This window comes from Mycobacterium farcinogenes (assembly GCF_019739075.1).
GTDB lineage: Bacteria > Actinomycetota > Actinomycetes > Mycobacteriales > Mycobacteriaceae > Mycobacterium > Mycobacterium senegalense.
Genome location: NZ_CP081673.1, coordinates 5,786,802 through 5,800,452, shown reverse-complemented (window position 1 = coordinate 5,800,452; position 13,651 = coordinate 5,786,802). Strand labels below are relative to the sequence as shown.

11 protein-coding genes are annotated in these 13,651 nt (G+C 65.3%); 3 read left to right on the top strand and 8 right to left on the bottom strand.

Features of this window, described 5'->3' with window-relative positions:
- Nucleotides 1-14 precede the first annotated feature (14 nt).
- Together K6L26_RS27735 and K6L26_RS27730 are read right to left on the bottom strand one after the other, a co-directional pair.
- Complete coding sequence (locus tag K6L26_RS27735) at nucleotides 15-1,145, bottom strand: zinc-binding dehydrogenase (protein ID WP_019343019.1); 1,131 nt, start codon at nucleotides 1,143-1,145, stop codon at nucleotides 15-17.
- An 11-nt stretch (nucleotides 1,146-1,156) separates the two neighbouring features.
- On the bottom strand, nucleotides 1,157-2,743 hold the full coding sequence (locus K6L26_RS27730) for an acyl-CoA synthetase (RefSeq protein WP_064895911.1): 1,587 nt from the start codon (nucleotides 2,741-2,743) through the stop codon (nucleotides 1,157-1,159).
- Between the two features lie 103 nt (nucleotides 2,744-2,846).
- On the opposite strand from K6L26_RS27730, the gene K6L26_RS27725 reads away from it, so the two are divergent.
- Together K6L26_RS27725 and K6L26_RS27720 are read left to right on the top strand one after the other, a co-directional pair.
- Nucleotides 2,847-4,772: a flavin-containing monooxygenase gene (locus K6L26_RS27725; RefSeq protein WP_064895909.1), complete on the top strand. Its 1,926-nt coding sequence runs from the start codon at nucleotides 2,847-2,849 to the stop codon at nucleotides 4,770-4,772.
- Nucleotides 4,769-5,656 (top strand): SDR family NAD(P)-dependent oxidoreductase, encoded by an 888-nt coding sequence (locus K6L26_RS27720; protein WP_043368921.1) that lies wholly within the window; start codon nucleotides 4,769-4,771, stop codon nucleotides 5,654-5,656. Before K6L26_RS27725 ends, K6L26_RS27720 begins: the two co-directional genes overlap by 4 nt.
- 182 nt (nucleotides 5,657-5,838) lie before the next feature.
- On the opposite strand, the gene K6L26_RS27715 is transcribed toward K6L26_RS27720, so the two are convergent.
- Nucleotides 5,839-6,489, bottom strand: a complete 651-nt coding sequence (locus K6L26_RS27715; RefSeq protein WP_048896143.1) for a Dabb family protein — start codon at nucleotides 6,487-6,489, stop codon at nucleotides 5,839-5,841.
- Between the two features lie 439 nt (nucleotides 6,490-6,928).
- On the opposite strand from K6L26_RS27715, the gene K6L26_RS27705 reads away from it, so the two are divergent.
- Nucleotides 6,929-8,134, top strand: a complete 1,206-nt coding sequence (locus tag K6L26_RS27705; RefSeq protein ID WP_064895907.1) for an NADH:flavin oxidoreductase — start codon at nucleotides 6,929-6,931, stop codon at nucleotides 8,132-8,134.
- Here the strand turns inward: K6L26_RS27705 and K6L26_RS27700 are convergent.
- The 5 genes from K6L26_RS27700 to K6L26_RS27680 all read right to left on the bottom strand — a co-directional run bounded on the left by K6L26_RS27700 (nucleotide 8,111) and on the right by K6L26_RS27680 (nucleotide 13,611).
- Entirely contained in the window at nucleotides 8,111-9,034 is a 924-nt protein-coding gene (locus K6L26_RS27700; protein ID WP_019345982.1) for a LipP1 family hormone-sensitive lipase, read from the bottom strand. The genes K6L26_RS27705 and K6L26_RS27700 overlap by 24 nt on opposite strands.
- A complete protein-coding gene (locus K6L26_RS27695; RefSeq protein ID WP_043368918.1) occupies nucleotides 9,031-9,870 on the bottom strand; it encodes an IclR family transcriptional regulator in 840 nt (279 codons plus the stop codon). Before K6L26_RS27695 ends, K6L26_RS27700 begins: the two co-directional genes overlap by 4 nt.
- Before the next feature lie 174 nt (nucleotides 9,871-10,044).
- Nucleotides 10,045-11,511 carry an FAD-dependent oxidoreductase gene (locus K6L26_RS27690; RefSeq protein WP_019345980.1) on the bottom strand — a complete coding sequence of 489 codons (1,467 nt, stop codon included), beginning with the start codon at nucleotides 11,509-11,511 and terminating at the stop codon, nucleotides 10,045-10,047.
- Complete coding sequence (gene bphC / locus K6L26_RS27685) at nucleotides 11,508-12,416, bottom strand: biphenyl-2,3-diol 1,2-dioxygenase (protein WP_019345979.1); 909 nt, start codon at nucleotides 12,414-12,416, stop codon at nucleotides 11,508-11,510. The genes K6L26_RS27690 and bphC overlap by 4 nt, the downstream gene beginning before the upstream one ends.
- Before the next feature lie 13 nt (nucleotides 12,417-12,429).
- On the bottom strand, nucleotides 12,430-13,611 hold the full coding sequence (locus K6L26_RS27680) for an acyl-CoA dehydrogenase family protein (protein ID WP_064895906.1): 1,182 nt from the start codon (nucleotides 13,609-13,611) through the stop codon (nucleotides 12,430-12,432).
- Between the last annotated feature and the right edge of the window lie 40 nt (nucleotides 13,612-13,651).

Sequence of the window (13,651 nt, the reverse complement as noted above, 5' to 3'; positions counted from 1 at the left end):
TTACGTAGGAGGGCTCAGGGGATCAGGCTGGCGCGGATATCGCGTTTGCCGTCGGCTGCGGTGAACGCGGCATTGATGTCATCGAGCGAGTAGGACGCTGCGGCAAGCCGATCGAACGGCAACTCGTGCTGATAGCGGTCCAGGAAAGTCAGCGCACGGGACAGCACGGCCGGGTCGTACAGCGAGACACCCACCATGGTCTTGTTGGTGAAGACGAATCGGGACGGGTCGAACTCGAACGTTTTGCCGATGTTGATGTTGCCGATCTCCACGTAGCGGCCGAACTGCGCGAGCATCTGCAGTCCCTCATCGATGGCCGACGGGTGGCCGACGACCTCGACCACCACGTCGGCGCCCTGGCCGTCGGTCAGTGCTCGTACCGCCTTGGCCCGTTCCTTGGGGGTGGATGCCTCGTTGAGGTCGATCACCGAGTCGGCACCGAATGCTGTTGCCAGCTCCAAACGCTCCGGGACACCGTCGATCGCAATCACATTGGCAGCGCCGCGTGCCTTGGCCACCGCCACCGCATAGAGACCCAGCGCGCCAGCCCCCTGAACCACCACGTGTTCACCGAGCTGCAGGTCGACGCGTTCGAGGCCGTACATGACCTGTGACAGTGCACAGTTCGCGCCGGCAGCGATGTCGTCGCTCAGGGTCTCGGGAACGGTGTAGACCACTGCTCCCGCCGGGAGCAGGTAGTAGTCGCCGTAGCCACCGACGAAATACGGGGGCTCGTCGGCGCGGCCCAACATAGCCATTTTCAGATTCAGGCAGGCGTTGCGTCGCCCGGCCAGGCAGTTACGGCATTTGTGGCAGCAGTAGAAGTACGGGAACACCACCCGGGTGCCCTGGTTCAACGGTTTGCCGTTGGAGTCGGTGGACACGCCGTCACCCAAAACCTCGATGGCACCCACCATTTCATGTCCCAACACAGTCGGTAGCTGCCCTCCCAGGCCGCGCGTGGCGAAGGTGCCGTGCCAGGCGTGTACGTCCGATCCGCAGATGTTCGCTCGCAGGACGCGGATCAGTATCTCTCCGGGCCCCACTTCGGGCAGGGGAACCGTCTCGATCTGGAACGGTTTGCCGGGTTCGTCGAACCGCGCGATGCGGCCGGTCCGAGAGCCGGCCTGAGATCCGTTGTGCACGGTATGTCCTCTCAGTTGCTTGTGAATTCGAGGCTGAACCGCTGGCGCAGATCGCGTTTGAGCAGTTTGCCGCTGGGGTTCTTCGGCAGGGAGTCGACGAAGAACACCTGTTTGGGGGACTTGAAACCCGCGAGATGGTCACGGCAGTGACTCAGGACGTCGTCTGCGGTGAGGCTGGTTCCGGCGCGGGCGACGACCGCGGCGACCACGGCCTCGACCCAGACCGGGTGCGGCACGCCGAATACGGCGGCTTCCTCGATGCCGCTGTGCCGGTAGAGGACCTCTTCGACCTCGCGGCTGGCGACGTTCTCGCCGCCCGTCTTGATCATGTCCTTCTTGCGGTCGACGACATGCAGCAGGCCGTGCTCGTCGTAGAAGCCCAGGTCTCCGGAATGGAACCAGCCGCCGGAGAAGGCCTGAGCGGTCTTGTCCTCGTCGTCGAGGTAACCCAGCATCAGATGCGGGCTGCGGTGCGCGATTTCACCGACAGTGCCTGCCGAGACCGGTACGTCATTGTCGTCGAGAATCACTGTTTCGACATTGACGACAGGCCGTCCCGCCGCACCGGCATGAGCGTCCTGCTCGGCAGGTCCCAGGGCGGAGGCCAGCGGTGCCATCTCGGTCTGTCCGTAGAAGTTCCACAGCCGCAGGTTGGGCAGTCGCTCGCGCATCTCGTGCAGGATTTCGGTCGGCATCGGTGAGGCGCCGTAGTAGCCCTTGCGCAGGCTGGACAAGTCCACGTCGTCGAACACCGGGCTGCGCAGCAGGCTTATCCACACCGTGGGTGGCGCAAAGTAATTGGTGACGCCGTGCCGTTCGATCGCCCGTAGGACCAATTCCGGCTCGGGGCGCGGCAGGATGATGCTGGTGGCCCCCAGATAGATATCGGTCGCCAGGAAATTGTCGAGCTGCGCGCAGTGATACAGCGGCAGGGAGTGGATTTCGACGTCGTCGCCGGACATGGACCCGGCGACGATGGTGCTGATGTACTGCCACATCAAGCTGCGGCTGCTGTGCATGACGCCTTTGGGCCGCGACTCGGTTCCGCTGGTGTACATGACCCGCAGCAGCTGATCGTCGTCGATCCGGCAATCGGGTACAGCCGCTGTGGTGGTGAGCCAGTCAGCAAAATCCGTCCAGCCGGAGGGACTGGCTTGACCGGCGGGGACGAGCGCTGTCTTGGTGCGGACCGCTGTCCCGGCTGCCAAGGCCTGTTCGGCCACTGGCACCAGGTCCGCCTCGACGATGAATCCGGTGGACCGGCTGTGGCCGAGGATGTAGGAGATATCTTCCGGGGTCAGCATGAAGTTGATCGGCACCAGCACCACGCCGGCGCGGGCGGTGGCGAATGCCAGCACCGCGTACTGCCAGCAGTTGCGTGACAACAGCGCGACCCGGGCGCCGGGCAGTAGGCCGTTCTCGTGTAGCGCGGCGGCAGCCCGATCCACCAGGTGATCGAACTCGGCGAAACTCAGGACGTTGTCGCCGTCGATGATGGCCGTCTTATCCGGTTGCCTGCGGGCCGAGCGGCGGGGGATATCGGCGAGGTTGTGGCTGCGGGCCCGGGCGATGACGGCGGCCAGGTCGTCGGAATGCATGGTCGGCAGGGTAGGCACGCCACCGATGGCCGCGGTGGTTCGTCTCCCGCTCAGTAGACATGGTGGGCGCGGTCATGGCCCGACTCCTTCGATACTCGAAACCATGACCGCTACCACTGAATCCTCGTCACTCGCGGATCGTGCTCCAGACCCCGACGTCCTGCGTGCCCATCTGCTGGAAGCGGACCCCGGTGTCCTGGTCGCGGTGTTGGCGCAGATGACAGGTGATCCATCGGTCATCGATCGGTACGCAGACAAGATCGACCACGTGCCCGATCCGCCCGAGCGGGCCGGAACGACCGATCAGCAGACCGCTGAGCTGCTGGCCGACGAGATCATCGACGCGCTCGGTCGTGAACGAGCCGCCGACGCAATCCCATTCGACGACCGCGATTTCTTCGTCCGGCTGCTGCCGATCGCGTTGGGCAGCCCGGTCGACGACGAGCACGTCGACCTGTTGTTGGAACAAGGCGGGTTCCGCCCGTCACAGCCGACGCTGCCGCGCACGACGCCGATCCCCTCGTCCACGAGTGTGGCGATCATCGGTGCCGGTATCGCAGGCATTGCGGTGGCCCTGGCCGCGGCCGAGGAGGGCGTGCAGTTCCAGATCTTCGACCGCAACAACGAGGTCGGCGGAACCTGGCTGACCACAAGGTATCCGGGCATCGGTGTGGACACTCCGTCGGCGTATTACTCGTTGTCGCGTGAGGTGAACCCGGATTGGTCGAACTACTACCCCCAGGGTGCGGAGTACCAGGCCTACCTGGTCTCACTGGCCGACAAGCACGACCTGCGGAGCCACATCCGGTTCGGCACTGAGGTCGAGGCGCTGTGGTGGGACGAGGAACGACAGCAGTGGGAGATCCGCTCTCGCACCGCTGACGGTGCCCAGCACATCGACTACGCCAGTGTCGTGGTCACCGCCGCTGGTTACCTCAACCGTCCGCGCTTCCCGGAGCTGCGCGGTCGAGACAGCTTCGCGGGCACCAGTATTCACTCAGCGCAATGGGATCCGGAACTGGACCTCACGGGCAAGAAGGTCGCAGTGATCGGCGCCGGGTGTACGGCGGTGCAGATCGTCGATGCGTGTGTCGACGAGGTCGACCACCTGACGGTGTTCCAGCGTCAGCCGCACTGGGTCGCCCCTCGCAAGCGGCTTTCCGACGACGTCCCCGAACATCGACGCTATCTAGGCAAGGCCTTGCCGTACTACGCGATGTGGCACCGGCTCAAGTCCTACTGGGCTACCGCGGACAACAACTATCCGGTGATCCTGCAGGACCCCGATTGGGCCGAAACTCATCTGTCGATCTCACCGGCCAACGACGTTTTGTTGCAGATGTGCCTGGAGTACATCGACCGGATGTTCGGCGCCGGAAGCGAATTGGCTCAGAAGGTGACACCGGACTTCGCCCCGTACGGCAAGCGGATCATCCGTGACCCGGGCGGCTACTACGCCGCGCTCACTCGCGACCACGTCGACGTGGAGGCCAGCGAACCCTCCGAGGTAAACGAGAAGGGCATCGTCACCGCCGACGGCCGCCAGATCGACCTCGACGTCATCATCTACGCGACGGGTTACCACCTGGACTTCCTGTCGACGGTCGATATTCGTGGCCGTGACGGCCGGAAACTGGCAGACGTTTGGGGCGACAGCCCGCGGGCGTACCGGGGCGGCACGGTACCGGGGTTCCCGAACCTGTTCATCACCTCCGCGCCGAACTACAGCCCAGGGCATGGTGCCGGAGCGAACTTCTCGATGGAGATCTTGGCGCATTACATCGTGGAGTGCCTACAACTGATGGCGCTACGTGGTGCGTCGACGATGGAGGTCACGCAGAAGGCCTTCGAGAATTACGTCGACGGGATCGACCAGACCATGCAGGGCACGGTGTGGTGCCATACGCCCAACGCCCACACCTATTACCGCTCGGGGTCCGGTCGCGTCGTGGTGGCCACGCCGTATCGCCTGGTGGATCTGTGGCACCAACACCGGGCGCCCATCGAGCAGGATTTCATCCTCGAATGAGCCAGATATTGGCTGGAAGAACAGCATTGGTCACCGGCAGCAGCCGGGGTATCGGACGCGCCATCGCGCAGCGGCTGGCGGCCGAAGGTGCGACCGTGGCGGTGACCGCGCGGTCCTACGCTCCCATGCCGTCCACGCGGGCCGGAGTCACCGAGGCGATCCCGGGCACGATCGAGGAGACGATCACCCTTATCGAGGAGGCCGGCGGCTCGGCTTTCGGCCTCGCGGCCGACCTGGAGGACGCCACTGCGCGCGATGGCTTGGTCGAGGCCGTCATCGGGCGCACGGGCCGACTCGACATCCTGGTCAACAATGCGGGGTTCGCCGATTACGCGGTGGTCGAGGAGATGCCGGTGGCGACCTTTGACCGCACGGTGGAGCATTATCTGAAGACGCCGTTCGCGTTGACCAAAGCCGCTGTGCCACACATGCGTTCACAGGGAGCGGGCTGGATCGTCAACATCGGCTCGGTGACCGGTGTTGCGCCGGTGCGGCCCTACCGGGACTACAACAAGACCGCCGGCGACGTCATCTACGCATCGTGCAAGGCTGCGTTGCACCGGTTCACCCAGGGGGTGGCCGCCGAACTGCTGGACGCCAACATCGCGGTGAACTGCGTCGGGCCGTCGACCGCAGTGCGCACGCCGGGCGCGGCGTCGCTGATTCCGGAGAGCTTTCCGACCGAACCTGTTGAGTACCTGGCCGAAACGGTACTGGCGATGTGTCACCTTCCCGCCGCGGATCGGACGGGCCTGGTGGCGTTCAGCCTGCACTATCCGTGGTCGCAGCGACTTCCGGTGCACTCGCTCGACGGCGGCACGGTATTGCCGCCGCTGGAGCCGCCTGCTGCGGCGAATCCGAATATCCTGCCTGCGGGGGTCTAGGCCGGCTGGGCACATCAGCATCATCCGTCCAGTGCCCAAAGTTCGTGGTGCATGCGCCGTTTGAGACTGCAGTGACGTGAGTACTGGATTACTCAGCGGCCAACGGTGTGCATGGTGCTGAGGTGGCGATTGTCGCTGAAAAGTCGCCGACAGGCGGGCGTCGCAACCTGGGCGTGATCGCGTCAGAGGAGCGTTGGCAGCGCCGGATGTTTGAGTTCGCAGAAGCTGTGGCAGACGCGATCACGGACGACGATGTCGGTGGTCTCGGGGTCGAACCAGCGGTCGACCACCGCCCAGTGGATCGGATGCATGAGGTAGGGGCCCATCAAACCGTCCACGTCGGTGAATTCCTGTTCGAAGACGTGGGTCCAGGCGTTGGTTCCGGTGGCGTGCTCGACCCGGCTGAGTTGCCACGCGGCGATCGTCGGCACAAATCGCGGCATCATCAGCAGTTCACTCTCAAATGCCGCGACTGTCTCGGCCTCTACCTCGGGGGGGACTCGCAGCAGCAGTGCGCGGTACACGGTGCCGCTGCCGCGGCGGATCGGAGCGCCCCGGTAGATCGCGCCATTCACCCGCGAGATCGCCGGGTCAGCCAGTGCATGGTCGAAATCGCTCTTCTCCCAGTCGTCGCGACAGGAGAATCGCAGATGGACCAGGATGTCGCCGCCGTTGCGGGAGCCCGGCAACGTCGGCTCTACCACGGCACTCAAAGCCCCGCTGTGTTCGGCCGCATCGCGTAGCGCGCTCAGGACGCGGCCGCGCTCGGACTCGACGACGTCGACCAGGCGGGTGACTCCGACCGTGGCTGCACTGGCCGATGTCCCGGCCAATGGGGGTGCATCGGCGGTGATCTCGTCGGCGGCGGCCGCGACATTGCGTGTGCGTTCCAGAACCAGATCGGTGATGTTGTCCCACCAGCGTGCAATGCTCGGGTCGGGCCGGCCCTGCCAGGTCATCTGCCACCACGCTTCCGGGCTCGGAAGCGTCCAGGTGATCGTGACGACGTTGGATCGGTCGTCGAACCAGACGGGTGGGCTGACCAGGACATCACGCAGCGTCATGCCACGTTCGCGTGCCCCCGGGGCATATCCCGTCAGGTATGCGTCGATGAATTTCGGGGCGCAGCCCGGCGCGGTGACCACTCGGTCGATGACGAAAACCTCGGCCATGACGCGAGATTACGGTGCACGGCCACCACCGATCCCCGGCCTTCCCGACCATCGGGAAACCACCGTTGACGGGCGCGGGTATCGGGGCGATGGTGTGCCGATGACCGACCCGTTCAGTCCGGCCCAACTAGGCCCGGTGACGCTACGCAACCGTGTGATCAAAGCCGCGACGTCAGAAGGCCGCTCGCCGCACGGCTTGGTCACCGACGATCTCATCGACTTCCATCGCAGCTTTGCCGAGGGCGGCGTCGGGATGACGACGGTGGCCTACTGCTGTGTATCTCCCCAGGGGGCCAGTGCGCCCGGCCAGATCGTCATGGACAGCAAGGCCCTGCCCGGTCTGCGCCGACTCGCCGATGCGGTACATCGTGCGGGAGCGGCTATTTCAGCACAACTCGGGCATGCCGGTGTGGTAGCACAGAAAAAGCTGACGGGTGTCACCGCGGTGGCGCCGAGTCGGTTCGTCAACCCGACCTCCTTTGCCTATTGCCGCGAGATCACCCGTAGCGAGATCGACCTGGTGGTCAACCAGTTCGGTGACGCGGCGCAGGTGGCCGTCGACGCCGGATTCGACGCCGTCGAGTTGCATTTCGGGCATCTTTACCTGCCGAGTTCGTTCCTGAGTCCGCTGATCAATCGCCGCAAAGACGAGTACGGCGGTGACATCGACAACCGATCGCGGTTCGTGCGGGAGATCGCGGCAAGAGTGCGTGAGGTGGTCGGTGATCGGGTGGCGGTGATCGCCAAGCTGGACATGGACGACGGGCTTCCGGGCAGCATCTGGATCGACGAGGCGTTGCGCACCGCGCAACTCCTCGATGCCGATGCCACGTTGGATGCCATCGAACTGACACAGGGTTCGTCGGTGTACAAGCCCATGTACCTGTTCCGTGGCGACGTTCCTGTCAAGGAGTTCGCGAAGGTGATGCCGCCGGCGTTGCGCCCGGCGATCCGTCTGGCGGGCAAGCAGACCATGGGCGTCTATCCGTATCACGACCTCTACATGCTGGAGGCCGCGCGTCAGTTCGTGCCGATCATGCGCAACACCAAACTGATTCTGCTGGGCGGCATCAACGATCGGGAACATCTCGAGACCGGAATGCGGGAAGGGTTCGACTTCTTCGCCATGGGGCGTGCCTTGTTGCGGGAACCGGACCGGGTCAACACGATGATCGCCGACCCGGCTTCACGCAGCCGCTGCACGCACAACAACAAGTGCATGGTGACGGTGTTCAGCCGCACCCACTGCGTGCTCGATCCTGAGCAGCGCTACCCGGCCGTGTCAGAGACCGAGCAGGTCAGCTAGCGCACTGCTGGCCTGTCGCCTCGCCCGGTGCGCGATGTCGAGCATCGGCATCGTCATGAAACCGTGGATGCCGCCCTCGAAAGCGCACCGGGTGATCGGCACGCCTGCCGCCTCCAGTGCGTCGGCGTAGGCGATGCTCTCGTCGCGCAGCGGATCGTGGCCCGCGAGCACGACGACGGCCGGCGGCAAACCACCGAGGTCGCCGTGTAGCGGTGAAGCGTAAGGGTTTTTCCGATCACTCAGATCGGGAACGTACTGGTCCCAGTACCACTGCAAGGCAGGCCGCGGGTTATAGAACCCCTTACCGAACAGCCGATACGACTCGGTGTCGAAATCCGCTGCGATCACCGGGTACAACAGGAGTTGTCCGGCCAGGTCCGGCCCGCCACGGTCCCGGGCCATCAGCGTGGTCACCGCGGCGAGGTTGCCGCCGGCGCTGTCACCGCCCACTGCCACCCTTGCCGGGTCGGCTCCGAAATCGGCGGCATGGTCGATGGCCCAGCGGGTGGCGGCATAGAAGTCTTCGGCAGCCGTGGGCCAGCGATGTTCTGGAGCCAGTCGGTAGGCGACCGAAACCACCACGGCAGGAGTCAGATTGGCCAGATTCCGGCATAACCCGTCGTGGCTGTCGAGGTCGCAGAACACGAACCCGCCGCCATGGGCATAGATGAGCATGGGGAGCGGGCCGTCCGCAGCGGGGCGGTAGACGCGGACATCGATGCGGCCGTCGTCGACCGGTACCTGATGGTCGGCTACGGAGGCGACCGGCTCGGGTTCGGGATTGGCCACGAAGCGGCTGCGGATCGCGGCGCGGGCCTGTGCACCGGTCATCGTGTGCACGGGTGGGAAACCTGAATCGAGAGTTTCGATCAATCCCGCGATCTGTGGATCGAGGCTCATGCCGGCAGCAGGGTGGCCGTGGAGCGAGAGGCGGCGGGGCTGCCGACGCGCAACGGCCGAAGGGGCTGCAGGGTTGGGGCGACCCGTCCCGGACCGTCTTCGGCGTTGCGCCAGATGCCCATAGCCGTCATGCGTACCGGGGCTGCCAGGCGCTGGTCGAACGTCATCCGGTTCATGGGGCCGCACACAGAAACCGCGGCGACGGCGGCTCCGGCGGGCCCGATCGGGGCGGCCACACAGCCGAACCCGGCCAATGATTCTTCGCGTTCGAATGCGACGCCGTGGGCCCGGACTTTCGCCAGTTCGGCGGCGAGTTGCCGCTCATTGGAGATCGAGAAACGCGTCCGGCCCGAGGTCAGATCGATGTCGGCCGGTGGGTTGTCGGCCAGGATCGCCTTGCCGACCGCCGTACAGTGCGCGGGCTGGCGTCCTCCGATCCGCGTGGGGATGGCGGCCACCATCTGGCCGCCGATCTTCTCCAGATACACCACGTCGGAGCCATCGAGGACAGCCAGATGAACCACCAGCCCGGTGGCCCGGTGCAGGTCGCGCAGCAAAGGAATCGCGGCGCGGTGAATGCGATCCTGGTGCAGCGCCAGCGATCCCAGCTCGACCAAACGCATACCCAGTTCGTAGTCGCGCCCGTCGCGGCGTAGCCACCGCAATTGCACGAGACGCTCCAGGATGCGGTGGGCCGAGGAACGTGGCAGACCGGTCCGGCGCACGATCTCGGCCAACGTCAGCCGGCCGGGTCCGTCGAAGACGTCGAGGACCAGGGACACCCGGTCAATGACGGCACTGGGCGTGTCGCCCGCCTTTTCGACAGCCATTGTCATGAAGGACCTCCACTGAAAGAGCCACATGCCGCTGCGGCATATGACTATTAGTCATATGACTGTTTGTAGCATAGTGGTGTGTGGGTTGTCACATGAATCGATGAAAGCGATCAGGGTCATGAAAAAACCCCGCCGAAAGCGACGGGGTAGTAGAGGTGATACCAGGTCGATGGCTTATGCCTTCGCCGCGGCCCGCCCGGCCCGGCGGCCGTAGAAGCTCCCGTCGCCCAGTGACACCCCGCTGGCGTATCCCCAGGCGGCCAGGCCGGCGGTGCAGCGCCCGGCGGCGAACAAGCCCGGGATGGGCTCGCCGCTGACATGGAGCACCTCGGCATCGAGGGTCGTGTGCAGACCGCCGAGGGTGAAACCACCGGTGCTCTCGCGGAGATCGATGGCACCCACCGGGGATTTGATCGGCTTGATCCACTGCGGCTTCTTGTGCAGCAGCGGGTCCTCGCCGTGGGCCGCCCCCTCGTTGTAGGCATCGACGGTGGCTTGCAGTGAGTTCGGTGGCAGCCCGATTTCGGTCTCGAGATCGGCCACCGTATCGGCCACCCACGTCGGCGGCCGCATCATCAGCTGCGGAGACAGTGAAGCCATCGCCTCTTCCTGGGCGTCGCCGTCGAGGATCAGATAGGCGGTGTTGTTCTGGTGATACAGCGTCAACTGGCCGACCCGACCGGGGTAGGTGTCTTCGGCGACGTAGCGTTGCCCGCGTTCATTCACCAGAATCCCGCGCACCAGTTGCTGGGGATCGATGAACAGGGCGACCTCGGTGGCGTCCATGTGCGCCAGGTCGGCACCGAGCGCCTGTGCCATCCGGATGGCCTGCCCGTCGTGCTGCTCGATCGAGGCGGCCGGGCGCCCCGCGATCCGCGGGGCATACTGCGCGACCATGGCGTCGTTGTAGGCGAAGCTTCCGGTGGCCAGGACAACTCCGCGGCGCGCCCGGATGTCCATCGTCGTGCCGTAGCGACGGGTTCGGATGCCGACGACGCGGCCGTCGGATTCGACGATCAGGGCCTGTACCCGCACGTCATAGAGCGAGCGTGTACCAGCCGCTGTCGCGGTGTCGACGAGGCCCTTCATCAGCATGTAACCGGCGCTGGACTCGCCCTGCTTCTTGTTCTGCATTTGCGGGACGTGCCCGCGCGGCGCCGGGGCGGCGATGGTGTTGAACGGGTAGGCATTCTCGCCACCGCTGTACATGAGGCCCTGATCGCCCATCGGCTCCCAGCCTGGCTCGCCGAAGAACTCGGCTTTGAACGGTACTCCGCAGCCCACGAGCCAGTCGAAGTGTGCGACGCTGCCCTGGCAGTAATCGGCGATGCGTGCGGCGTCCGCGCCAGGACCCATGGCGGCGTTGAGGAACGCGGCCATGTTCTCTACAGAATCCTCGAAGCCGCAGGCCTTTTGGATCTCGGTTCCGCCGCCCAGATAGATAAAGCCACCTGCCATCGAGGCGGCTCCACCCCATGAGCCGGTGCGCTCCAGTACCAGTACGTCGGCTCCGGCGCGGGCCGCCTCCACCGCAGCGGCCGCGCCGGCAACGCCGTAGCCGGCGATCACCACGTCGGCCTCGTCGGCCCACTCGGTGACCGCGCCGGCCGGGATCGGACCGATGTCGTCGGCGACTGTCATGGTTGCATGGCCTTCGGCAGATCGGTGACCCACTGGTGTCCCCAGTAGCTGTCGGCTGTGATTTCCTCTGCGGTGTAATAGGTTTCGTCGACCCGCATGCCCTCGGTGCCGAATTCGATGTCCCAGTCACCCGGAGCGCGCACATAGAAGGACACCATCTTGTCGTTGGTGTGCCGGCCCAGCGTGGAAGACAACTGGAAGCCCTCGGCGTTGACGCGGTCCAGGGCCTGGCCGACCGCGTCGAGCGTGTCCACTTCGACCATGAGGTGAATCAAACCGGGATCGCGCAGCGTCTGCGCGGGACAGATGGCCAGGCTGTGATGGCGCTCGTTGACGCCCATGAACCGGACCCGAATCGGGCCGAACTCCGGTGGCACCGGGACGCGGAACGCGCCGCGGGACTTGAAACCCAATACCTCGGTGTAGAACTCGAACAAGCCATTGACGTCGAGCGCGGGCAACACCACATGCCCGAGCCCCTGATCGCCGGTGACGAACTTGGCTCCGTACGGCGTGACCACCGGCGAGTGGTCGAGGACCGCGCCGTGGAACACCTCCAGCGCGGTGCCGGCCGGATCCTCGAACGCGATGACTTCTTCCACCCGGCGCGCGTCGGCCTCTTGCAGTGACAGCTGTTTGAACGGCACACCGGCGGCATCCAGTGCGCTCTTGACCTGCTCAAGGTCGGCGTGGTCGCGTACCTCCCAGCCGACGGTCACGATCTTGTCGACCTCTCCGGGCACGACGATGATGCGCGCGGCACGTTCGTCCATCCGCAGGTAAAGCGCGGACTCGTCGGGTCCGGAACCGGTGGCGAAGCCGAGCACGTTGAACGCGAAGTGCCGCCAGCGTTCGATGTCGGAGGCGGCGACCGTGACGTAGCCGAGGCTCTTGATCAATCCCATGTCAGGTGTCTCCTCAGATCATCGCCCGCAGCGGACCCTCTGGGTCTACACCCAGCGAGCTGAGGGCCGAGGCGTGGTACACGGTGCCGGGCACGTGAATCGCGTGCGCCTGCCCGACGTGTACGTCGCGCCAATAGCGTTGCAGCGGTTTGTCCATCCGGGCGGCGTTGCCGCCACAGCGGGCGAAGATCTCGTCGACCGCCGACACGGCGCGCCACACCGCGCGCACCTGGGTGCGTCGACCGGCGGCCCGGTCTTCGAAGGACACGTCCTTACCTGAGTCGACGATGTCGTAAATGCGGTCGGCGTTGGCCAACAGCTCCTGGCGCGCCGCATTGATGTCCGCCGCGGCCTCGCCGATCGCGTACATCACGTATGGGTCGTCCTTGATCGCCACACCACTGGAGTTGACCCGCTCGCGCTGGTAATCGAGGGCCGCGGCCAGGGCACCCTCGGCGATGCCGATGGTGGCCGAGCTGATGCCGAGCGGGAACATCGTCGACCACGGCATCAGGTACAGGGTGTCGGTCATCCCGGCCTCGCGCTGGGCGGTGCCATCCATGACCTTCATCGCGTCCATGGTCCGGTACGTCGGTACGAACGCGTCCTTGACGATGACGTCCTGGGAGCCAGTTCCGCGCAGTCCCACCACATTCCACGAGTCATCCACGATCTCGTAGTCCTTACGGGGCAGGATCATGTGCAGCATCTGCGGTGGCATCAGTGGTTTGCCCTCGGCGTCACCGAGCATCGCGCCCAGGAAGATCCAGTCGCAGTGATCGGTGCCTGAGCTGAACTGCCAGCGGCCGTTGAAGATGTAGCCGCCGTCGACTGGCGTGGCCACCCCCTGAGGTGCGTAGGGGGAGGCGACCCAGGTGTCGACGTCCTCAGCCCAGATCTCGGCGGCGACCTTCGGGTCGGCGTACGCGAGTTGGTACGGGTGCACGCCGACAACACCGTTGATCCAGCCGGCCGAGGGGTCCAGCGCCGCGGTGGCCATGACGGTCTCGGCGAACTCACGCGGATGCACCTCCAAGCCACCATGAGACTTCGGCTGCAACAGGCGGATATTGCCTGCCGCCTTCATCATCTTGACGGTCTCGTCGGTGAGCTTGCCGATCTTCTCGGCTTCGGCGCCCTGGTGGCGCAACTGGTCGGCGAGGTCGCGCACCCGGTCGATTACGCGCTCAGTCATGGTTCGGTCCTATCGTCGAGGGCTGTTCTGATGGTGTACC